Consider the following 21,524-nt stretch of genomic DNA (forward strand, 5'->3'; position numbering starts at 1 on the left):
TAAGAGGGTGAAATTAGCTCAAATGCTCAGTGTTTTAATCTAAAAGCTAGCTAAATCAATACCTTCGGTTTAGTGATGAAATAAATAATTCATATTGTCCAGATATTGTTGCTGCGATTTTTAGGGTAATCAATCAACACAATCTGTAAGAGATAAATATGAAACAATCACTACCGTTACCTTTTTCAAAGTCCTATCAAGCCATCGCGCTACTATTGGGCGTGTTTGCAAGTGGCACACATGCAAATACACTGCAAGGGCAAGTAGGAGATACACAAAATAAAGCGTTTTTTGAAGGCGCGCATGTCAAACTCGTTGAGTTAAATAAACACATCAGTACAAGTCGAGATGGACGTTTTGTGTTTACTAAACTGCCCGCTGGGGAATACACGCTGGAAATCTCCTATATTGGTGCTCAACCTTCCGTTCAAATAATAACAATCAATGACGACCAACTAACGCAAGTGGCTGTGAAGCTCAAGCCTGTGCAAGAAGATTTGGATAATATCATTGTGGTTGGCCAGCGCGCAGGACAAGCAGGGGCATTTAACCGACAAAAAAATGCCGACGGTATTATGTCTGTGGTGAGTGCAGATGGCATTGGCCAGCTTCCTGATCAAAATGCAGCAGAAGCATTACAGCGTTTACCGGGGATGTATATTCAGCGCGACCAAGGTGAAGGGCGCTTTGTTGGAATTCGCGGTATTGATCCTGGGCTGAATAATGTGTCGATTAATGGTGCCAACGTACCTTCGCCTGAGGCGGGTGTACGCAGTGTCGCAATGGATGTGATCCCCAGTGAAATTATTCAAAGCTTAGAAGTGAGCAAAACCGTTACGCCAGATATGGACGCCAGTGCGATTGGTGGCAGTATCAATGTAAAAAGCCTCAGTGCGTTTGACAGGCAAGGGCACAGTTATAGCTTTACGGCGCAAGGCTCTTATAACGAACAGGTTAGTGAATCCAGCCCTAAATTGTCAGCGAGTTTTAGCGATATATTTGCGCTTTCCAATGATACGCAGTTAGGTGTGGCGACAGCCGTTTCTTGGTTCGAACGAAAGTTTGGATCGCATAATATGGAAACGGATGGGGGTTGGATGGCTTTAGAACAAGAAGAGGCCTCAACAGGAGAAGATGCTGCATTTTATGGCGCCGAAGAGATAGAGCAGCGTTACTACCTAGTAACTCGTGAACGACTTGGTGCTGCGCTCAACTTAGACCTTCATCATAATACATTCAATAAGTACTATTTGCGGACTTTATATAGTGAATTCTCGGACGATGAATATCGTCTTCGCAACGAATATAAGTATGACAAAGGCAAGTACATTGAAGCAGAGTCAAGTTCAAGTGCGGCATATTTCACTGACGCGGAAATGGACAGGGATACCAAGGACAGATATGAAGAGCAAAGTATTCTGTCGTTGGTGGCGGGAGGGGAGCACATACTGCAAAGCTGGTTTGTGGAATACAACCTTGGCTATTCAAAATCGGATGAAATTGAGCCTAACCGATTAGATGTCGATTTTGCAGGAGAAGGTTTTGCACTGGGTTACGGCAGTCTAGGTGACGCACCAACACTCGCTCACTCGGACAATGCCCATGACCTAAGTAATTTCGCATTAGATGAGATTGTCAGTGAACACAATCTCAGCGAAGATGACGCGCTCAGTTTTAAACTCGATGTGAGTAAAGATTTAGTATTAAAAGGGCACAATGCACAGTTAAAAGCCGGTGTTAAATACAGCGACCGTGAAAAACGCAACCTTGTGAATACCAGCGTTTATGATGGCGGTTTTGATGACGTTACGGCAATGCGCTTTGCAACAGACAATCCAGGTTACGATCTTGGCCAGTTTGGACCTGGTCTGTCGCGCAGTGGCATAAGACGTTTTTTTGCAGAGAATCAAGCGCACTTCACGCTTAATCAATTAGAAACAGACATTGAGAGCAAAGGTAAATCTTATTCATCTGAAGAGCGTGTAGCGGCTGCATATGTGATGGCGAGTATCGACATTAATGATTTAAATGTTATTGCTGGGCTGCGCTACGAAGATACTGACTATGAGACATTAGGGAGTCGCGTTGAGCTGCTTAAAAATGAGATTGAAGACAGCGAACAAGTTGTAATTACGCCATGGAATGTCAGCAAAAGCTACGACCACTTATTACCAAACCTGACTTTCAGGTATGCCTATTCGGATGAAGTAATCACGCGTTTTGCCTACACACATACGATTGCAAGACCAAGCTTTGGTGATGCCGCTGCTTTTCAGTTATTAGAGAGCGAAACATCCAGTGATGACGATGGTATTCAAGTTGAGCGTAAAGGCGAGGTTGGCAACCCCGATTTAAATCCTTATGAATCGAGCAACCTTGATTTCTCAATTGAGTATTACCCCGGCAAGATTGGCATGATGTCTGCGGGGCTGTTCCACAAAAATATAGATAACTATATTGCTAAGCAGCAAGTCCAAGACAATGGCAAGTGGGATGGCTTTGAAGAGGTGATCCAGTCGGTCAATGGTGGAGAAGCCCAACTCAGTGGCATTGAGCTGGCGTACACGAAAAACTTTGATAATGGCCTGATGATTTCAGCGAATGGCACTTTTATTGATGCGGATGAGGGTTTGCCAAATCAGTCTGACATAGTGGCGAACTTGATGATTGGTTATGAAAATGACGAGATCAGTGCCCGCCTCAGTGCTAGCTACAAAAGTAAGTCGTACATTATGACTGAAAATGATGCGCGAGTGTATCAAGACGCCCATAACCAAATAGACCTCAGTGTGAAGTATTTCATAGATGAGCAAACCCAGATTTACTTTAATGCAGTCAACCTGACGGATGAGCCGTACTACGTGTATCACGGCGAGCAGCGTTATAACTATCAGTATGAAAGTTATGGCCGCGCCTATCAATTGGGTATCACCTTAAGTTCTTTCTAATTTTCTAAAAACAACAATGGCGCTGCTTGGGTAACCTTGCAGCGAAAATGTATGAAGTTATCTACCTCTTGCTTCGCAGTATCTGCGTTATTACTCAGTGGCTCATTTAATGTGGCAGCTAAAGATTCTATTTCGTTTTTGGCTTTTGGTGACGGGGGATATCACCCTGATTATCCAAAAACTAAGCATATTAAAAAGCCTAAAAACAAACTGCAATTTATAGAAGCCGAACGCGCTGACTGGTTAGAGGATCACAGGCCAATAGAGGAATTTAATCACGCGCCAATTTACGTTTATCCTGGCACAGAAATCGCAACAGAAGATACCGGTGCTGCGGCTGTTGGTAAAGCAATGGCGACACTATGTGAGCGCAAAGCTTGCGAGTTTGGCATTCAGCTTGGCGATAATATCTACCCAGATGGTGCGGATGCGAATGATGGCAAAGATGACCAAAAGCGCATGAATGATTTGATATTAGGTCCCTTAAAGCCGTTATTTAAGAATAATAAAGAGCTGGTAGTGTACTCTGCACTTGGCAATCATGATTGGAAGACATCTCGAAAGGGCGTAAAACTGCAAACGCAATGGATGGCTAATCAACCTAACTTTCATATGGATAAACGCGGATACTACAGTTACAAAATGGGTGAGGCAGGCAATGACGTAGAGTTTTTTGTGCTCGATACAAATATGCTGTTATCAGGGCAGCATTATTATGAAATTCCACTGGCAAAAGATGGCAGTGAGCAAGGTCTTGCGACGGCACTGGCACACGGACATGCTGAGGTGGAAGACATAGAAATACATGAGTCGCCGGTTAATGGCGAAGACCATAAGCAACTTGCCTGGCTTGCTAAGGGGCTGAAAACATCAACCGCAAAATGGAAAATTGTGTATGGTCATCACATATTGTGGTCTATTGGTGGAACCAAATATGATGAGGGGCATGTACTTAGAAGATTGATTTTGCCTGAGTTATGTCAGTATGCAGATGCCTACATTGCAGGACATGAGCATGATCTTGAGTTACTGACAGATGACTGCTCTCGTGTTATGCCGGGTAACAACAAGCCAAAACTTCCACTCATTATCAGTGGAGCAGCCTCAAAAATGCGTGGGACGCACACGCCATTTTCTCAGCAACAAGAAAAGCGTTATCCAGAATATGACTTAATTTGGGCTAAAAGCTTTATCTGGGGCTTTGCCCATATTGAACTCGATAATCGCCGCGACAGCTTAAATGTGAGCTTTTACACAACGCCACATGACAAGTCTGGACAAGTGATCCCTGAAGCGAGCTTTTCTTTTAAACATCGTAGTGAGTAGGTTTTTTCACAAAACGCTGTTGCATGCATCTGTGTGCAGCAGTTTTCTTGATTGTTTTCATTAATCAATCATTTTAAGTACTGGAAAATGGTAAGAATAATTCCCAATACTTGTTAGAAAAGTATCTAAATTACGCATATGGGTACAATTACAGCTGTTATATTTGTGTAACTATCCATTCGAGGCAACAATAAACATAGGAATAAGGAAATGAAACTTACAAGTTTAACATTGGCTGTGATTGCAACTTTGGGCGTGGCGCTATCAGGCAACGCGCAAGCTGAAGCGGAAATAAATTCACCTGTGCGAGTCGCGATCGATCACTTAGGCGTGCCTTGGGTGCACAAAGATGACTCAGCTGGGTTGTGGCGTGAAAGACCATTGCCACATGGTCAAAAAGCCATTGCAACGGCAGGTGGGTATTTTCACTATCATTTTGGTACCGGACCTGATGATAAAGGATATGCATATTATGAAGGAGCGACTTTTGCCGTTGGGGAACATGGCAATGCATATCGATACCAAAATTATGACTGGCAATCGGTTGTGGGCTGCTGGGGCGCAAAGGATGTAAGCTCATTTACAGTTGACCATGCATACTGCGTGAATGGCGATGGCACTTTGAAGAAGTTCAATGATGTCAGCGATAGCTTCGAAGGTTACTATGCCATTAGCAATGAAAAAATTAAAAAAATTGATGTTGCGCTAGGTGGTGTTATTTGGGCCATCACTGAAAGTGATAAGTTGTTTAAGTATGATGGCGTAAAGTGGGCACAACAGAAAGTTGCCTGTGGTGATTTGTGTACGCTTGTTGATATCGCTGTTGGTGGCGGTCAAGTGTTTGTTGTAGCGAGTGTTTATGGCAGCAACGATGGACCGCAGAGCGTATACACGCTGAATAATGGCAATCTGGTTAAATTTGGCTCATTTTATAATATCGATGTCGATAGAGAAGGTGTCATATGGGCTATCTCAAACTATACACGCACACTATTTTTGAAACGCCCAGGCATGAGCGAATTTGTTGAAGATGTTCAAATGAGCTATAAAGTGTCGACTAATATTGGTAGCTAACTGCCAATGTAAATGAAGAGGGGGTATAGGCCGCCTCTTCTGACTTAAAATAAATAACTTTTATTATTCATATTTTAAACTTTGTGCTTATTAACCATTCATACTATCTTCAGCCGCTTAGCAATATCTTACCGCTCTAGATTTACATCACTTTTCACTAATCAATATATGTGGAATGTCATAGATATATAAAATAAAACTAGGAAGTAATTCATGCTTAATAATTGGTATAAATCGACCTTATTCATTTCATCTTTTTGCTTTTTTTTCGGTAGTGCGCAGGCTGCAAACGAGACACCTGAGCCTAATTTAAAATATGAATTTGTGCTTCAAGTTGGCACAGAGGCCTTATATGAAGTCAAAATGACACTCAAAGATGAGCAGCCTGCGGATATTACCTACTACGACGAAAAGAACAGACCAACTTATAGAGTTGTTTTAAATGTTGATTATGATAAATCTATCAAACGTGGAAAAGAGAGCACCATACAGCATTCCATTCTAAAGTATAAAAACAACGATTGGGTAGAGTTGTTTTCTCCAGAAATGACCTATTTAGTTGGGCTACCAGGTAAACTAGAAATATATAATGAAGATATGGTTAGAATGTCACTAAATGGTGAACTTACCACCGTCGATAGCACACACCTTTGATGATGCATGGCTAAGCTTATATATAACCAAAGCTTAGCCACAAACAGATCTTGTGATAAGCATATGTTTACGCTTGAACACAACTTTCACCTCTTTAACTTCACTAAGTAACATCATTGGCTTGCTGATCTTGTTATCTTACCTTCTCACGATATGAAAAGTGCACTCGTTAATGTCTAATCGAAGACTTTAATGCGTAGTTGCTTTCATCATTTTTTGCACATTATGTTGGGGTGCACTAGACTAAATAAGGTTAAAAAAATGTAAATTAAATCCTGTTGTGTCAAAAGTGTTTTGGTGATAAGAGTAATGAAGAAAGCTGTTTTTACTTTGGCCATTGGTGACAACCCAATGTACAAAGCTGCACTGCATAGTTTTAAGCTTTACGCACAAAAGGTGGGTGCGGATTTAATTGTGTCGGATCAGTTGCACTATAGAGTAGATATTGTGAACCCCAAATATAATGCATCTTGTGCGTGGACCGAAAAGCTAAGAATTGGAGCGCTATTGAAAGAATATGATAGGGTACTGTATGTGGACTCAGATGTATTAATCACACCACATGCGAGAGATATATTTGAACTGTATCCTGACCTAAGCACTACTTATTGGTTTAATGAAGGGATAAAACAAGAGCGTAAAAATGACATCGACCTGATCCAGTCTGAACTAGGTCAAGTTGAGTGGCCGTTCATAGGTGAGCGACCAGTCTACTATAACGCAGGTATAATACTGACATCTAGACAGGCAGGGTTATTTAGCTTAGCCCAGTTGGAGGATCTTCAATTAATCTGTAATAAGATAACGCATTATGACCAAAGTTATTTTAATTATACTTTGCATAAACATCAGCTGAACCATGAGTCTTTTAACAAATCTTTCAACAGAATGGACATGTTCGGAAATGAGGGTTATCTAGAAGCTGACTTTATCCACTATGCTGGCAAAGGGTATGCAAAAACCAGTCGACGTCGAGATGTACAGTTTTTAAAGGATTTCTCAGCCATTTTCGACGGTATTGTTTCTGCTGATGAAATTAAAAGGCTCAAAGAAGACGCATGGCAGGCTTACCTGAAGGTAATTTATAAGAAGTATCCCTTACCTAATATTTTCATAAAACTCTTTACTGAACGCTTTGTGCCGCGTTAGACGCTGCTAATAGCAGGGAAGGGGTGTAAGAAAGTGCAGTAAGGCTTACTGCACTGAAACTTTACAGACTAAGAAGTCTTTTTCTGACGGCTAACTAGACAATAAGAACCGTCTTTTGTGCTGGTCATATAGCCAACAAAGTTTTCATCTCTTTTATGAGCAAAAACATGAGTCTCGTCGTTCAATTTACCTTTGAATAGCCACTTTTTGAATACTTCCTCACGCACCACAATGCATGGGTTTTTAACAGCAAAGCTTTCTTTATACGCTACTTCACAATGTCCAGCACTGTGAGACATAGAAAAAGTGATATGGCTTTGTCTGTCTTTATATTCAAGCACACCCGTTACCAACAAAGTTTCAAGTTCATTTTTGTTGGTTTGGTTTGATACCAATAAACGATGTTTCTTTGAACCAATAATATCACCTGCCATCGCTTTTAATTCGCTATGGCAATGCTTGACATTATATTTTTCAATAATCGTTTCAATCGAGTTTTTTGCAACCACCTGAGTACTTGCCATTAAAAGGCCAGCTATGAATAAAAGTGACTTCATAGCATAAGCTCTCTAATTTGAGCTGCAAGTTCATTAGGCGTTGTTGTATGGCTCATAGCGGTAATTAAATCGCCTTCTTTATTTATGATGTAGAATCTTGATGCATGGGCTACTGAGTATTCCATAAACGACTCTTCAAGGTTTTCGTCATCATAATAAACACCATATAATCCACCAACTTCTTTGGTTTGCGCAGCGCTGCCAGTCAAACCAGTAATACGCTCGTGAAAGTAGTCAGTATATTCCTTTAAATCTTCTACTGTATCACGCGCAGGGTCTACTGTAACAAGTAAGCCCTGCACCTGATCAAGCCCTTGCTTCTCTAAACGCATAAATGCGTTTGTCATTACAGCGAGAGAGTTAGGGCACACCTCTGCACAAGACAGGTAGCCGAAGTACATGACGACGACTTGGCCTTTATAATCAGAGAGCGAAACAGGTCCGGCATAGCTTTGCAGCGTAAAATCTCCACCCAATTCATCGAACGACTTTCTTGTTTCGTTAAAGTCTTTAGTGGTTGTTGATAGATAAAACCAAATGAGTCCAATAATACCAAGAAAAGATAAAATCCAATGTAAGTGAGCGGCTTTAAACTGCTTCATAACTCTACCTTGCTGTCACATATGCATTTTGGTCAATATGAGCAAAATCAACTGACATCAGAACACTCATAGAAGTAATGGCAACCAGCGATAAAATAAATACGCGTTTTGCCCAAGTATGATTGTCCATACGATGGAAGTCGAAGATTGTGCTCAATAGCCAGATCAAACCAATGATAAACGTGAATGAGGCGAAAATAGCGCCAACATAGTTTAACGTGAATAGAGAAAGTGCAAGTACAGTAAAGGCAACAATAAAGCCAATCATGTGTTTTCTAGCAACTTCAACACCACTGACGATTGGTAAAACCGGAATATTTGCGTCTTTGTAGTCTTTGAATCGGTAAATAGCAATGGCATAAGAATGCGGAATTTGCCAAATACAGAAGATTGCCAAGATCACAACGGCGCCAATATCAAATTGACCGTTAACAGCACAGTACCCCATAACAGGAGGACATGCGCCAGAAATACTGCCCACAAAAGTACCGTATATAGATTTTCTTTTATAATAAAGCGTGTAGAGGCCAACGTATACTACGAAGCCTAGCACACCGAAATAAAAGCTCATCATTGATGCATACAGTGCTAAAGAGGCGAAACCTATGCAACCCAAAAGGGTTGCATAAGCCAAAGCTTTGTTCACCGAAATCGACTCTAAGAGTGGCTTTCGGTACTTTGTGCGTGACATCAACTGGTCGATGTCACGGTCAATCACATTATTAAAAACGCAACCAGAGGCGATGATACAAACTGTACCCACTATCATTGCTGTAAATGTAACGAAATCAATATTACCTTTGGCTGCGAGCACGTAGCCCGCAACCGCAGTGATTAAGTTACCAAAGATAATGCCTGGTTTTGTAATTAACAGGTAACTTCTTAACATTTTAATGTCCCATGAGCATGTTGTGATTCAGGTGCTCCATAATCCAAATGGAGCCAATCACAACTATGGCCACTGTCAACACAATAAACGCGGCTGAAGTAGTGTTCCATATTTGCTCAGAAGATGAGTTCATGTGTAAGAAAAATACAAGTTGTACAAATAGCTGTGCAATAGCTGTAACTAGGATGATCCCAAGCGTGATAGCTGGAGATGCCATATCGTACATTACAACTAAAAACGGAATAGCAGTTAGTACTAGAGATAGAAGTAAACCTATCGTGTACTCTTTAACGCTACCGTGAGATGCACCGCCAGTGCCATGTTCATTATTAGTGTGGCCCATTACATCACTCCTACTAAGTACACAACGCTAAATACACAGATCCAGATGATGTCTAGGAAGTGCCAGAATAAGCTTAGGCAAGAAAGTCTTACCAAGTTATCTTCACTAAATCCGTCACGCTTGAAGTGAACGAATAGAACAAGCATCCAGATGATACCACCGAATACGTGCAAACCGTGTGTTGCTACTAGTGCATAGAATGCAGACCAATAACCACTTGTTTGCGGCGTAGCACCAAGTGTACTGAAGTGCCAGAACTCATACATTTCTAAGCCAAGGAAACCAAGGCCTAGAAGTAATGTGATGACCAACCAAGTGATCATGCCTTTCATCTTGCGCTGGTTGGCTTGAAGCATTGCCATACCAAACGTAAAACTACTGAATAGTAGGAACGCAGTACCAACTGCAACTAGATTAAGGTCAAATAACTCTTTTGGTGTAGGGCCGCCTGCGAAGCCGCCACTTAGTACTGCATATGTTGCAAACAAAGTTGCGAACAAAATACAGTCACTCATGATATATATCCAGAATCCGAATATAGTATCACCACCGGTATCATGATGCTCATGATCATCGTGATGATCGTGAGCGTCGTTTGCGATTACGTGATCGTTTGACATGATTTAAAACTTTCCTCTACTTGCCTTTATTAGCTGCGTGTTCTGCAACAGCTGCCAAGTGCTTTGACTCGATTTCTTCAACTTGATCTACTGGTACGTAGTAGTCTTTGTTGCGATCAAATGAGTACGCAATCCAAGAAGCTACGATACCGATGAAGCTAGCAATAACCATCCACCAGATGTGCCATACGAAACCGAAACCTAAAGATAGTGAGAATGCACTGATCACAAAGCCAGCCCATGTATTTGAAGGCATGTGGATTTTTGAGTACTTCTCAGGCTTTTGGTAAGCAATGCCATGCTCTTTCTTGTAATGATGCTCATCACGGTCATGGATTTTAGGCAGCTTAGCAAAGTTGTAGAATGGAGGAGGTGACGAAGTAGCCCACTCAAGAGTACGACCATCCCACGGATCACCAGTTACGTCCATATTTTGCTTACGGTCTCTGAAGCTCACGTAGCCCATGTAGAACTGAACAGCGATACCAGCAGCAACGATGAATGCACCAACCATTGCAACGATCAGTAGTGGCGTCCACTCTGGGTTGTCATAGTAGTTAAGACGACGAGTCATACCGTTGAAACCAAGGATGTATAGCGGCATGAATGCAACGAAGAAACCGATTGTCCATAGTGCACAAGAAAGCTTGTTAAGTTTCTCGTTCAGCATCCAACCAGTTGCTTTTGGCCACCAGTAAGTAAGACCTGCGAAGTAACCAAATACTGCACCACCAATGATTACATTGTGGAAGTGTGCAATTAGGAACAAGCTGTTGTGTAGTACGAAGTCAGCAGCAGGTACTGCTAGCATTACACCTGTCATACCACCAATTGTGAATGTGAATAGGAAACTACACGTCCACCACATAGAAGCTGTGAATTCAACACGGCCCTTGTACATAGTGAATAGCCAGTTGAAGATCTTAACCCCGGTAGGGACCGCTATGATCATGGTGGCGATACCGAAGAAAGCATTTACACTTGAACCTGCACCCATGGTGAAGAAGTGGTGTAGCCATACAACCATTGCTAGAACCATAATAACGGCTGTTGCCCATACAAGTGATGTATAACCGAATAGACGCTTACGTGAGAATGTAGCCGCAATTTCAGAGAAAACACCAAATGCAGGTAAGATCAGAATGTAAACTTCTGGGTGACCCCATGCCCAAATGAGGTTTACATACATCATTTGGTTACCACCAAGGTCATTAGTGAAGAAGTTTGTACCTAGGTATCTATCTAGCGTTAGAAGCGTGATAGTTACAGTAAGGATAGGGAACGATAGAATGATTAGTACGTTTGCACATAGAGAAGTCCACGTGAATACAGGCATTTGCATAAGCTTCATGCCAGGCGCACGCATTCTGATGATAGTAACGAAGAAGTTAACACCCGTTAGTAGAGTACCAATACCTGAGATCTGTAGTGCCCAGAGCCAATAATCGACCCCGACCCAGGGACTGTATTCAATACCTGATAACGGCGGATATGCTAACCAACCAGTCGCAGCAAACTCACCAACGAATAGTGAAATGTTAACTAGTAATGCACCAACCACGAACAACCAGAAGCTCAAAGAGTTCAGGAATGGGAATGCAACGTCACGCGCACCGATTTGTAGAGGTACAACAATGTTCATCAAGCCAACAACTAAAGGCATGGCTACGAAGAAAATCATGATTACACCGTGAGCAGTAAAGATCTGGTCATAGTGTTCTGGAGGTAGATAACCCGCCCCAACGCTGTCAGCGGTTGCTAACGCTTGGTGAGTACGCATCATAATTGCGTCCGCGAAACCACGGACCAGCATCACAATCGCTGCGATGATGTACATAATACCTATTTTTTTGTGATCCACTGAAGTGAACCATTCTTCCCAAAGGTATTTCCACTTACCCATTTTGGTAATAAGTGCGAATAGGAAGATACCGCCAAGTATTGCACAGATCATTACTGGCAAAATAACAGGGTCATGAACAGGAATAGAATCCCAGGTCAGTTTACCCGTGAGCGGATCCGGATCTGTGATTATGGTAGCTTTACTTGCCATTTTGAACCCCAGTGTATTTCTCTATGGTTTTCTTAAAGTGCAGAGGGTCGACATCCGAGTAGTAAACTACAGGGTGGTCTTTTGATTTCTCGCTAAGCGCTTTGTAAGTAGGTTCGTCTAGCACATACTCTGATGCTTTTACTTTGTTAACCCAAGCATCGAAGCCAGCTTGATCTACAGAGTGTGTTTTGAACTTCATGCCTGAGAAACCAAAACCACTGTAGTTGGCAGACATACCGCGGAAGGTACCTTCTTTAGATGCCATCAGGTTAAGTCTATTTTCCATACCAGCCATCGCATAAATCTGGCTACCCAAACGCGGAATGAAGAATGAGTTCATCACTGTGTCTGAAGTGATTAGAAACTCTACCGGCGTATTTACTGGGATTGAGATTTCGTTGACGGTTGCAATTTGCTGCTCTGGATAGATGAATAGCCATTTCCAGTCCATTGCCACTACTTGAATAGTCAATGTGTCTTTGTCTTTACCTAGCGGCTTACGCGGGTCTAGAGTGTGAGACGTGACATATGTGAAATATGCAAGTGCTGCGATGATCATACAAGGCACAATCCAAACAACAAGTTCGATTTTTGTTGAGTGTTCCCACGACGGCTTGTACTCAGCTTTTTTATTGCTAGTACGATACTTGTACGGGAAGTAAATAGACATAAATAATACAGGGATTATTACAATAAGTAATAAAGCCACAGAAATTATAATCAGGTCTTTCGCCTGCTCACCAATTGGACCCGCAGGGTCAAAAAGCGCTAGCTCACAACCTGTTAGAAGAAACGCCATCGTAAAAACCATTACGAATGACAAGGACTTTTTCAGCATATTCAACCTACTTGATATCGCGGGTAATTACCCCATTACCTGCCTGAATAAATTAACGAGATTAATGCAATTGAGAACTGTTTCCATTCACACCCCTCTCGGAGGGGAATGTTATAGGGAATGCAGCTAAAATTCAAGATTGACTTGACCTACATCAATACGTTCTAAATTCAAATTTAGATGTTTTTTGAGCGATTTATGTCTAGACTTCGTATTGACACCGTCAAAAAAAATTCTGGAGCGTGCGATATGAAAAGACTATTTTATTCCACAGATAGCTTGGATGATGCAGAAATGATTTCGGACGAAGTACATCAACTAGGTATTGATGATCACCATTTTTACGTACTATCTCGGGATGAAAGCGGCATTAAGACGCATCATTTACACGGCTCAACTCAGATAGAGAAAACACAAATATTGTCAGCAAGAAAGAGAGCTTTTTTACTCGCAGGCGCAACTGCATTAGCATTACTGACATTCATGTATTTTTTTACTGATTTAACAAATAAATTTTTAATACAAGCTCTAGCAGCAAGTATTATTGGTGGTTTTGTTGTCATGTTCATCGTAAAACTAGCAGGAAAGTCATTTGATGAGTATTTCCAACTACTTGTCAACGAGCACCTCGATGCTGGTGATGTGATTATTATCATCGATGTTGAACGCTCTCAAACACACAAAGTTGAAACCCAGCTAGAGGGGCATCCTAAGGCGCAGTTTTTGGCCGATAGTTCAAATTTGGCGTCGCCAATACCAGACTGATCAAACAAATTTAAAATAGTGGTGATAAACTTTGGAGAATGAAAAAAGTTATCACCACTCGTAGCATCAACTTTTGATTGCAACTTATGCTGCAGAGCTCACTTCCTTGTTTGCTTTCTCGTCCTTGACTGCCTTTAATTTGGGCAGCGGGTTCCTCGAACCAACAGCTTCTTCAATAGAATTAAAGCCATCGGCCTTCAACAATTTGACAAGTCCACGATTGATCTCGCTAATATTTTGCGGTCCGTCAAATATGAGTGTTGAAATCATGTGCAAGATGCTTGCGCCAGAAGTAATTTTTTCATAGGCGTCTTTGGCTGTGAATACACCACCTACACCAATAATTGTGAGTTTACCGCGAGTTCTTCTATAAACGTGTCTGATCACGTTGGTAGAAATACGCTGAAGCGGTAGTCCACTCATGGCACCTTTGTGGAAGGGGAGTTCTTCTTTGACATATTCTTGATTGAACTTGGGCTTAGCGAGGTTGGTTAACACAACGCCATCCATTTTATGCTCAACGCAAGCATCAACAATGATGTTAATCTCTTCCAAAGTCATGTCTGCAGCGAGTTTGACATAGATAGGGCGGCCATCAACTCTGTGCTTGTTTACAGCGACAAGCAAAGCGTCTAGATTGCCTTTATCAACAAATGGTTCACCATCTTGCGTATTTGGACAGCTTATGTTGATAGTATAGTAATCGCCTATGTCTTTGAATAGCTCCATTGTTTTGGTGTAGTCGTCGATAGAGTCTTGCAGATCAAACTCCGGCGTTATATTCGATTTAGCAGCGTTTATCCCTACTTTTAGTTTACCAAAATTCACACCTTTTAATCGTGATGAAATTTTCTCAGCACCTTGGTTATTCAGACCATACCAAACGAGAATTGATTTTGATTTGACCATTCTAAATAAACGCTTACCAGGATTTCCTGGGCACACTTCACCAGTAAATGACCCAAGTTCAGCCAAGCCAAATCCAATCGATGGGTAAATCTTGGTTAATTCGCCATCTTTGTCAAAGCCTGCGGATAAACCTAACGGGTTTCTATATTTAATACCGTCAACCTCAATCTTCAGGCTGCGATGGCCGTAGTTGAAGAAAAAAGAAGTGAGCCAGCGGGTTAGAAAGTTTGAGCCCAGTATCACTCCGACACGTTTAAACATGTAATGAGCATCTTCTGGGTCCATCAGGAATATCAGCGGACGAACCGCTCTGTATAGTAGCTTTAAGACAAAGTTACGAATGCCGATGATAAGGCGCATTTTCAACCTCCAAATTTGTCATCGATTGTTGTTGTTGGGTGCTCTTTTACGAGCACATAAGGTAACTCATGTTTTTAGCTTATGATCATTAAATAATAATAGCAATAAGAATTGTTATCATTTACAGTTGCTGTATTCAAATTGGAGGTGCTGATGAAAAAGTGGATGCTGAAGCTATTGGGTACAGATGTAACGAAGCCGATTGTACGAAGTGTAGTCGAGCCTATTTGGCAAAGTACAGGCGAGGTTTTTTATTTATTAAATACTTTGCAATTACGCTATAAATCTCGATACGGGATGGTCAGTGTTGATGCGTTTGATATCAATTCATTTATTAAAAATGCATCCGATCCATTGGACGATCTTGTAAACGAGTTTGGCGAAGAATTTTCTTTTTCTGTTTGCGCAGTTGGATGGGAGAGGCTTGGTAATCAAACTCGGGTCAAGGCCATTGATAACGCCGCAGTGTTTAGATTTGACAAATCATTAGACTCACCTACGCAAGTGCTCTTTCAGCATCAGTTTTGTGCATCTGATGAGGTCAATAAAAACGAAGTTAATCTTGCTTTAACTCGGGGAGTATTTAAATATTATAATGTCCAAATTGACGAGTTTATTAATCAATTAAAAGAAGCAAATAAAAGAATTAATCATAACAGAGCAAAGTGTCATGGTATAACGGGAGAAAACTTTAATAAAGATGTCTTTGACAGGGTGTCTATGGCTTAAATAAGCATTGAGTTGGAGTGGATTAATTAAAAAACCACTCCACCTATGCGCTACTGGTCGTCGTAAGTTGCGATTTCTTGCTCTATGACTACGAGTTCAACACCTGCCATCTCAAACATATCTCTGGTTTCTTGTGCGGCATGATAACGTTTTTTTGCAACGACTTTGGAAATGCCACAGCTGATGATGAGCATTGCGCAAACTCGGCATGGCTCCATCGTGCAGTACAAGGTGGCACCGTCTAATGGAACGCCATAGCGAGCAGCTTGGCAGATCGCATTTTGCTCAGCGTGAATGGTTCGCACGCAGTGTTGTCTTGTGGTGCCATCGCTATCGGTAACTTGCTTCATCAGGTGACCGACATCATCACAGTGTGGCAAACCAGAGGGCGAACCCACATAACCTGTTGATATTATTCTTTTATCTTTAACTATAATACAGCCTGATTTACCTCTGTCACAGGTGGCTCTTTGTCCAACACTGTCAACTAAATCAATGAAGTATTCATCCCAATCTGGTCTCATTGCTTGTGCCTTCAATACTACTTACATGTCAATAGTATACTCAGTATCTAGCGTAATTCGAAGCTTATCTTATCAATGGGTTATATCTTTAAAACGGATCAAATGTGTCTGACTAATATAAAATTAATATGATTAATGTATCTATTTGTTTTGTTTTTTAGTATAAATTGTTTTTTCTTTTTTATACTTTGAGTGTTGTGTGAAAAATAAATATTTATTGTTTTCTGCTTATTCCAGCTTTTTGGCGGCTTTTTTACATCTTGGGTGTATTATATTCGGTGCACCTTGGTATCGATTTTTCGGGGCTGGGGAGCGAATGGCTGCGATGGCTGAGGCGGGAAAACTTGAACCCACGTTGACCACTTTAGTGATTGTCTTTGCTTTAAGCACATGGGGAGTATTTGCGTTATCAGGTGCTGGCGTGATACGTCGATTACCTTTCTTAAAAACAGTTATCTTTTTGGTTGCGTTGGTGTTTATTGGCCGTGGGATTGCATTTCCGTTGATTATGCCTTTATTTCCTGAAAACTCACTCACATTTTGGATAGTGAGCTCTTTGATATGTTTGACTATCGGCCTGAGCTACGCGCTAGGTGGATGGCAACTGCATAAGCAGCAAGTCGACTTATAAAATGCGCTTTGTCAATATAAATAAATCGATATTCATGGATTTTATATTACGTATGTTCTGACTGCATCCACAATTACCTCCTATATTTCAATTTGGCACTAAACTTGATGCTCTAGCGAATAAGCAGATTTGACTAGCTGAAATTCTACTTATTCGCTTATCAGTAGGTGAATCTGAGCTCATCAACAAGATGTATCTAACTAAAATTGTGCAAAATGCACCAATAGGGGGCAATAATGAACTTCTATGAAGTTAATTTCGATGGACTTGTCGGGCCATCACATAATTACGCAGGCCTGTCATATGGAAATGTCGCTTCAAAAGCAAATGCGAAAAAATTCTCTAATCCTAAACAGGCAGCGCTACAAGGATTAGACAAGATGTACGCTTTAGCACAGCTGGGCTTATATCAAGGCGTGTTAGCACCAAATGCGCGTCCAGATTTAAAAACGTTGCGCGCACTGGGCTTTGGTGGTAGCGATTGCGATGTTATTGCTAAAGCGGCCAAGCTAGAACCTCAACTACTCAAAGCATGTTATTCAGCATCGTCAATGTGGACAGCAAATGCAGCTACGGTGTCGCCAAGTTGTGATACGCAAGACAGCAAGGTGCATTTCACGCCTGCTAATTTAAACAATAAATTACATCGTGCAATAGAAGCTGAGACAACGTCTCGTATTTTAAAGCAAGTCTTTAGTGATAATGATTATTTTGCGCATCATGAACCGTTACCACAGCATCCCCTTTTTGGTGATGAAGGAGCAGCAAATCATACTCGTTTGGCTGACTCGTATAATCACTCTGGTTTAGCTTTGTTTGTCTACGGACAGGACAATCAAAGTGACATCAGGCCGTCTAAATTTCCTGCTAGACAGACACGTCAAGCAAGTGAAGCGGTTGCACGCAGCCATATGCTTAAAACTGAAAACTGCCTTTTTATACAGCAAAACCCTGATGTGATAGACGCCGGCGTTTTTCATAATGATGTGATAGCTATTGGTAATGAGAATGTATTTTTATTCCACGAACAGGCATTTTATGATCAGCAAACCTCAGTCAAGAAAATCCGTGAGGCCTATAAAGGTAGTCGACCTTTGCACTTAATTGAGGTCTCAAATACGGATGTGAGTGTTGAACAAGCGGTACAGAGTTACATTTTTAACAGTCAACTAGTTAGCTTGCCTAATGGCGGAATGGCATTGATAGCGCCGAGTGAATGTCAAAAAATTAATGAAGTTGAAACCTATTTAAGCGCACTTAAGCAGGCCAGTAATCCTGTCAACGATGTTATCTATATGGATGTGAAGCAAAGCATGCAAAATGGGGGCGGGCCTGCTTGTTTACGTTTGCGTGTAGTCTTATCGGAGCTTGAACTTAAAGCCACAAATCAATCTTGTTTGTTGGATGAACAGCTTTATAGCACATTATCAATTTGGATAAATAAACATTATCGTGACCAGTTAAGTGAATATGATTTGGCCGATCCGCAGCTATTGGAAGAAAATTATGCGGCTTTAGATGAGCTGACACAGATCCTAAAACTCGGGTCTGTATATGATTTTCAAAGAGAGTAAGTACTCAAGTTAGGCTATTCGCAAGGGTAGCCTGAGCAAACATCGCTATAGCTTGTTTTACTCATTAATTTTTACCCCTTTTAAACTCAAAAGGTTATAGGTTCCTATAAAACATGAATACCTAGTATCGGACTTTAATTGCGATATTGTTTTATTGACCATTTTATCTTTTTCTTCGAAATTAATGCGTGTCTGAATGGTGCACTTGACTCTGTGCACTACGTTAATCTTTGCTAAAAGTCGTGCTTGTCTATATTCCTCGAAAATGTACCCGAAATCTAAAGTGAATTTTTAACGTCCTTGATTATACTTTGCTTATCTCTATCTAGGCATGTTTTATGTGTTCTAGTCGTTAGCGGGTCGACGGTTAGATAAAGAGGTCTTGCTTGGAGTAGGTAGTGATGAACATACGATAACCAATGATAGGTGATTAGCTATGTCACTAGTACTTCGATGCGCACAGTACGTTTTTATAACCCTTGCTAGCCTGAGTAGTTCAATATGTCTGGCACTGGATAATTCATCTCAGTCTGATGAAAGCTTGAAAAAAATTCTTAGCGATATTAACGCTAACTTAGTTCAAAAAGACTATCAATCAGCATATCAAAAAGCGGAAGCTGCAATTGACGAGTGGGCTGGAGAGCCTAGTTTTGACTTTTTGTATGCTCAAGCGGCCTTGGAACAAGGCAAGTATGATGAAGCTATATTTGCACTAGAGCGAGTGCTGGTTAGCTGGCCAGATCACATTCCTAGCCATTACTTGCTGGGTTTAACCTATGCGAAACAGAAAAACTATGCTCAGGCCAGCAGCGTTTTTTCAGATTTGTTAAATGCGCAATTAAGTTCGACAATGCGTGAAAGGGTGAGTCAAGCATTAGAAGCAATAGACCGAAATACACAAAAGCTGGAGCAGTCATTTAATCATGCAGTCTCGCTTGCCTTGGGCCATGACTCAAATGTGAATAGCGGGGCGCTGGATGACAGAATTGTTATTGGCGGGTTGCCTCTCATACTAGGCCAGAGCAGCTTGAAAACATCAGACAACTTTATGCGGTTTAAATATCGTTTTAGAGGTAGCTGGCAGCAAACACAATATCAAGGCTGGAAACTAGACGTTAATTTCTCAGATCAGCGCCATAAAGATGCCGAACAGTATGATCGATACCAAGGCAACATTCGCTTTGGCTATGAGCATAAAAAAGAAAGTTTAACATATTCAACAGGTGGTCAGTTTGGTGTTTTAACGCTCGACGATAATACCTACCAACAAGATATCGGTTTGTACGGCTCAGTGCAGTACAGCATAACCCCTCAGTTTTTCACTACTTTAAGTGGTTTTGTTTTTTCGCAAAATAATGTTCAAGACCGCAACCTTGATAGTCGAATTTATACTGTTCAAGGTTCCGCTGGGTATTTGTCGGCGTTATGGTTGTTGAGGGCAGATATCGGATATACCTGGCAACCCGCAAGGTATGAAGAAGGTGAGCATTACGGCCGAGATTATAATTTTATTTCCGGATCGGTAAGCCATAAAACCGGAGAAAAAGGGTTGTTGAGCTTTAAAGCACAATACAGAGATATTGAGCATCGTGCAGATCATCCACTTTTTTTGTCGACAAGAAATGAAGAGCTAGTGATTCTGAATTTGAATTGGCGATACAGATGGAGTCAAGCGTTGAGTATTGATATGTCAGCTTCGTATTACGACAAGCATAGCTCAATTACCTTATATAGCTACGATAGAACAGAATGGTTCACGGGAGTCCGTTATGAATTCTAACTTTAAGTTGACTGTAAACTTTACATCAATATCAAGTGCGATGGCTCTCGCGGTAGTATTGCCATTTTTTGTCCATGCAGAACAAGCAGGGAAAACCATTATGTCTCGTGGTGATGTGGTTGCGACAGACAGCAGCAATGCGTCGCAACGAGATCTCAAAAGACGTAGCCCAATTTATAATGTCGATGTTGTAAATACTGGTGAATTAAGCCAGGCCCAGCTCAGAATGCAAGACGGCGCACTCATCGCGCTCAAAGCTCAAACTCAATTGAAGATTGAAGAGTACTCGCTGGGCAGTGCTGAAGGTGGCTCAGTAGTGATGGAGCTTATCTCTGGCGGACTTCGAACGATAACAGGTGAAATTAAGGGTGATAAAAGTAATTATAAACTAAAAACACCTGTTGGCAGTATTGGGATCCGTGGCACGCACTATGAAGTCGAATGGAAAAATAATGCGTTATTTCTGGCGGTGTGGGACGGTACGATTGAGTTAGATATGAGTGGTTCAGCAGGTGCTGAAGGGCCTGTATTACTGGGTAAAGGCGGAGATTTTTCTTTTGCGAAGGTGAGTGAGAATGGCGCCGTTACATCACTACTTAAGCCCCCTTCTGAACTCTCTTCATTGTCTTCGTCAGTAAGTGAATCTGCGCAGTCAAACGACTCTGAAGAACAAGGTACTACGGTTGCGAGTGCTGAATTAGACCCGGCTGAACAGCCAACCCCCATATTAGAGGGGAGCTTTTCTCAAGTAGCCAATGATGTATCACAAAATGAGTTCATCAATGAACAAGAGCTAGATAGCTTGGGAACCGCAGATATTGGTGAATTGATTTCCGAGCGAACTGGAAGCACAGATTATACGGTACTTGAAAGCATAGATGCCAGCTCAAGTCTAGGCGCTGTAAGTGCTATAAATATGCAAATGACAGTTGATTTTGATCGAGGAACAGTTGAGCAAGGGGCTTTATCCTTTCAGGATTCTGGTGGTGAATGGTTTGCGGCATTTAATGGCTTGATAACCACTGAAGGTATGGATCTTGGTGTTAATTTTGCGTCTCATGGAAATAACTTGGCTAATGGGACGATTCAAAGTCGATTTATTGATGGACTTGATAAGTTGGGTGGTACCTTTAATTTAAGAGAAGTAGATAACCCGAGTGTGACTGCTCGTGGTGATTTTTTATTAGGCCAGCCTTAGG

The 21,524-nt window shown here is 41.4% G+C and carries 20 protein-coding genes; 11 read left to right on the forward strand and 9 right to left on the reverse strand.

The window, feature by feature from the left end; all coding sequences use genetic code 11:
* Positions 1-158 precede the first annotated feature (158 nt).
* The 5 genes from L1077_RS15135 to L1077_RS15155 all read left to right on the forward strand — a co-directional run bounded on the left by L1077_RS15135 (position 159) and on the right by L1077_RS15155 (position 7,151).
* Positions 159-2,948 carry a TonB-dependent receptor gene (locus tag L1077_RS15135; protein ID WP_237137646.1) on the forward strand — a complete coding sequence of 930 codons (2,790 nt, stop codon included), beginning with the start codon at positions 159-161 and terminating at the stop codon, positions 2,946-2,948.
* Positions 2,949-2,999: 51 nt separating this feature from the next.
* Complete coding sequence (locus L1077_RS15140; RefSeq protein WP_211036975.1) at positions 3,000-4,274, forward strand: metallophosphoesterase; 1,275 nt, start codon at positions 3,000-3,002, stop codon at positions 4,272-4,274.
* Positions 4,275-4,484: 210 nt separating this feature from the next.
* Positions 4,485-5,348, forward strand: a complete 864-nt coding sequence (locus L1077_RS15145; RefSeq protein ID WP_237137648.1) for a hypothetical protein — start codon at positions 4,485-4,487, stop codon at positions 5,346-5,348.
* Between the two features lie 213 nt (positions 5,349-5,561).
* The gene (locus L1077_RS15150; protein ID WP_237137650.1) at positions 5,562-6,002 is read left to right on the forward strand and encodes a hypothetical protein; all 441 of its coding nucleotides are present in this window, start codon (positions 5,562-5,564) and stop codon (positions 6,000-6,002) included.
* 309 nt (positions 6,003-6,311) lie between these two features.
* Positions 6,312-7,151 carry a glycosyltransferase family 8 protein gene (locus L1077_RS15155; protein WP_237137652.1) on the forward strand — a complete coding sequence of 280 codons (840 nt, stop codon included), beginning with the start codon at positions 6,312-6,314 and terminating at the stop codon, positions 7,149-7,151.
* 68 nt (positions 7,152-7,219) lie between these two features.
* Here the strand turns inward: L1077_RS15155 and L1077_RS15160 are convergent, their stop codons facing one another.
* Genes L1077_RS15160 through cyoA form a run of 7 tightly spaced genes read right to left on the reverse strand, consistent with a single transcriptional unit; the run spans position 7,220 to position 13,014 of the window.
* On the reverse strand, positions 7,220-7,708 hold the full coding sequence (locus tag L1077_RS15160; protein WP_237137654.1) for a hypothetical protein: 489 nt from the start codon (positions 7,706-7,708) through the stop codon (positions 7,220-7,222).
* The gene (locus L1077_RS15165; RefSeq protein WP_063364052.1) at positions 7,705-8,310 is read right to left on the reverse strand and encodes an SCO family protein; all 606 of its coding nucleotides are present in this window, start codon (positions 8,308-8,310) and stop codon (positions 7,705-7,707) included. The genes L1077_RS15160 and L1077_RS15165 overlap by 4 nt, the downstream gene beginning before the upstream one ends.
* Positions 8,311-8,314: 4 nt before the next feature.
* Positions 8,315-9,199 (reverse strand): heme o synthase, encoded by an 885-nt coding sequence (cyoE, locus tag L1077_RS15170; protein WP_063364051.1) that lies wholly within the window; start codon positions 9,197-9,199, stop codon positions 8,315-8,317.
* Between the two features lies 1 nt (position 9,200).
* Entirely contained in the window at positions 9,201-9,542 is a 342-nt protein-coding gene (gene cyoD, locus L1077_RS15175; RefSeq protein WP_039609741.1) for a cytochrome o ubiquinol oxidase subunit IV, read from the reverse strand.
* Positions 9,542-10,162: a cytochrome o ubiquinol oxidase subunit III gene (gene cyoC / locus L1077_RS15180; protein WP_039609742.1), complete on the reverse strand. Its 621-nt coding sequence runs from the start codon at positions 10,160-10,162 to the stop codon at positions 9,542-9,544. Before cyoC ends, cyoD begins: the two co-directional genes overlap by 1 nt.
* Positions 10,163-10,178: 16 nt before the next feature.
* Positions 10,179-12,215: a cytochrome o ubiquinol oxidase subunit I gene (gene cyoB, locus L1077_RS15185; RefSeq protein ID WP_211036968.1), complete on the reverse strand. Its 2,037-nt coding sequence runs from the start codon at positions 12,213-12,215 to the stop codon at positions 10,179-10,181.
* Complete coding sequence (gene cyoA / locus L1077_RS15190) at positions 12,205-13,014, reverse strand: ubiquinol oxidase subunit II (RefSeq protein WP_230851852.1); 810 nt, start codon at positions 13,012-13,014, stop codon at positions 12,205-12,207. Before cyoA ends, cyoB begins: the two co-directional genes overlap by 11 nt.
* A gap of 288 nt (positions 13,015-13,302) precedes the next feature.
* Here cyoA and L1077_RS15195 point away from each other — a divergent pair, with 288 nt between their 5' ends.
* On the forward strand, positions 13,303-13,818 hold the full coding sequence (locus L1077_RS15195) for a hypothetical protein (protein WP_063364144.1): 516 nt from the start codon (positions 13,303-13,305) through the stop codon (positions 13,816-13,818).
* Positions 13,819-13,902: 84 nt separating this feature from the next.
* Here the strand turns inward: L1077_RS15195 and L1077_RS15200 are convergent, their stop codons facing one another.
* Positions 13,903-15,087, reverse strand: coding sequence for a quinone-dependent dihydroorotate dehydrogenase (locus L1077_RS15200; RefSeq protein WP_237137656.1), 1,185 nt, complete (start codon positions 15,085-15,087; stop codon positions 13,903-13,905).
* A 153-nt stretch (positions 15,088-15,240) separates the two neighbouring features.
* Between L1077_RS15200 and L1077_RS15205 the strand changes: the two genes are divergently transcribed.
* Positions 15,241-15,816, forward strand: coding sequence for a hypothetical protein (locus L1077_RS15205; protein WP_237137657.1), 576 nt, complete (start codon positions 15,241-15,243; stop codon positions 15,814-15,816).
* Between the two features lie 50 nt (positions 15,817-15,866).
* Here L1077_RS15205 and L1077_RS15210 read toward each other — a convergent pair whose 3' ends face one another.
* Positions 15,867-16,340: a deoxycytidylate deaminase gene (locus tag L1077_RS15210; RefSeq protein ID WP_039609746.1), complete on the reverse strand. Its 474-nt coding sequence runs from the start codon at positions 16,338-16,340 to the stop codon at positions 15,867-15,869.
* 199 nt (positions 16,341-16,539) lie between these two features.
* Here L1077_RS15210 and L1077_RS15215 point away from each other — a divergent pair, with 199 nt between their 5' ends.
* From L1077_RS15215 to L1077_RS15230, 4 genes are all read left to right on the forward strand, one after another.
* The gene (locus tag L1077_RS15215; RefSeq protein ID WP_237137660.1) at positions 16,540-16,971 is read left to right on the forward strand and encodes a hypothetical protein; all 432 of its coding nucleotides are present in this window, start codon (positions 16,540-16,542) and stop codon (positions 16,969-16,971) included.
* Between the two features lie 236 nt (positions 16,972-17,207).
* A complete protein-coding gene (gene astB / locus L1077_RS15220; RefSeq protein ID WP_237137662.1) occupies positions 17,208-18,545 on the forward strand; it encodes an N-succinylarginine dihydrolase in 1,338 nt (445 codons plus the stop codon).
* 436 nt (positions 18,546-18,981) lie between these two features.
* Positions 18,982-20,325, forward strand: a complete 1,344-nt coding sequence (locus tag L1077_RS15225; RefSeq protein ID WP_237137664.1) for a tetratricopeptide repeat protein — start codon at positions 18,982-18,984, stop codon at positions 20,323-20,325.
* The gene (locus tag L1077_RS15230) at positions 20,315-21,523 is read left to right on the forward strand and encodes a FecR family protein (RefSeq protein WP_237137666.1); all 1,209 of its coding nucleotides are present in this window, start codon (positions 20,315-20,317) and stop codon (positions 21,521-21,523) included. The genes L1077_RS15225 and L1077_RS15230 overlap by 11 nt, the downstream gene beginning before the upstream one ends.
* Position 21,524: the final 1 nt, after the last annotated feature.

It is taken from the genome of Pseudoalteromonas luteoviolacea (assembly GCF_021654285.1).
Taxonomy (GTDB): domain Bacteria; phylum Pseudomonadota; class Gammaproteobacteria; order Enterobacterales; family Alteromonadaceae; genus Pseudoalteromonas; species Pseudoalteromonas luteoviolacea_J.

What these genes read in the sequence shown, in the direction of transcription:
- L1077_RS15225 (WP_237137664.1), top strand. Translation starts at nt 18,982, where the DNA reads ATGTCACTAGTACTTCGATGCGCACAGTACGTTTTTATAACCCTTGCT.
- L1077_RS15155 (WP_237137652.1), top strand. Translation starts at nt 6,312, where the DNA reads ATGAAGAAAGCTGTTTTTACTTTGGCCATTGGTGACAACCCAATGTAC.
- L1077_RS15150 (WP_237137650.1), top strand. Translation starts at nt 5,562, where the DNA reads ATGCTTAATAATTGGTATAAATCGACCTTATTCATTTCATCTTTTTGC.
- cyoC (WP_039609742.1), bottom strand. Translation starts at nt 10,162, where the DNA reads ATGTCAAACGATCACGTAATCGCAAACGACGCTCACGATCATCACGAT.
- cyoB (WP_211036968.1), bottom strand. Translation starts at nt 12,215, where the DNA reads ATGGCAAGTAAAGCTACCATAATCACAGATCCGGATCCGCTCACGGGT.
- L1077_RS15210 (WP_039609746.1), bottom strand. Translation starts at nt 16,340, where the DNA reads ATGAGACCAGATTGGGATGAATACTTCATTGATTTAGTTGACAGTGTT.
- cyoA (WP_230851852.1), bottom strand. Translation starts at nt 13,014, where the DNA reads ATGGCGTTTCTTCTAACAGGTTGTGAGCTAGCGCTTTTTGACCCTGCG.
- L1077_RS15160 (WP_237137654.1), bottom strand. Translation starts at nt 7,708, where the DNA reads ATGAAGTCACTTTTATTCATAGCTGGCCTTTTAATGGCAAGTACTCAG.
- L1077_RS15145 (WP_237137648.1), top strand. Translation starts at nt 4,485, where the DNA reads ATGAAACTTACAAGTTTAACATTGGCTGTGATTGCAACTTTGGGCGTG.
- cyoD (WP_039609741.1), bottom strand. Translation starts at nt 9,542, where the DNA reads ATGGGCCACACTAATAATGAACATGGCACTGGCGGTGCATCTCACGGT.
- L1077_RS15230 (WP_237137666.1), top strand. Translation starts at nt 20,315, where the DNA reads ATGAATTCTAACTTTAAGTTGACTGTAAACTTTACATCAATATCAAGT.
- astB (WP_237137662.1), top strand. Translation starts at nt 17,208, where the DNA reads ATGAACTTCTATGAAGTTAATTTCGATGGACTTGTCGGGCCATCACAT.
- L1077_RS15165 (WP_063364052.1), bottom strand. Translation starts at nt 8,310, where the DNA reads ATGAAGCAGTTTAAAGCCGCTCACTTACATTGGATTTTATCTTTTCTT.
- cyoE (WP_063364051.1), bottom strand. Translation starts at nt 9,199, where the DNA reads ATGTTAAGAAGTTACCTGTTAATTACAAAACCAGGCATTATCTTTGGT.
- L1077_RS15140 (WP_211036975.1), top strand. Translation starts at nt 3,000, where the DNA reads ATGAAGTTATCTACCTCTTGCTTCGCAGTATCTGCGTTATTACTCAGT.
- L1077_RS15200 (WP_237137656.1), bottom strand. Translation starts at nt 15,087, where the DNA reads ATGCGCCTTATCATCGGCATTCGTAACTTTGTCTTAAAGCTACTATAC.
- L1077_RS15205 (WP_237137657.1), top strand. Translation starts at nt 15,241, where the DNA reads ATGAAAAAGTGGATGCTGAAGCTATTGGGTACAGATGTAACGAAGCCG.
- L1077_RS15195 (WP_063364144.1), top strand. Translation starts at nt 13,303, where the DNA reads ATGAAAAGACTATTTTATTCCACAGATAGCTTGGATGATGCAGAAATG.
- L1077_RS15135 (WP_237137646.1), top strand. Translation starts at nt 159, where the DNA reads ATGAAACAATCACTACCGTTACCTTTTTCAAAGTCCTATCAAGCCATC.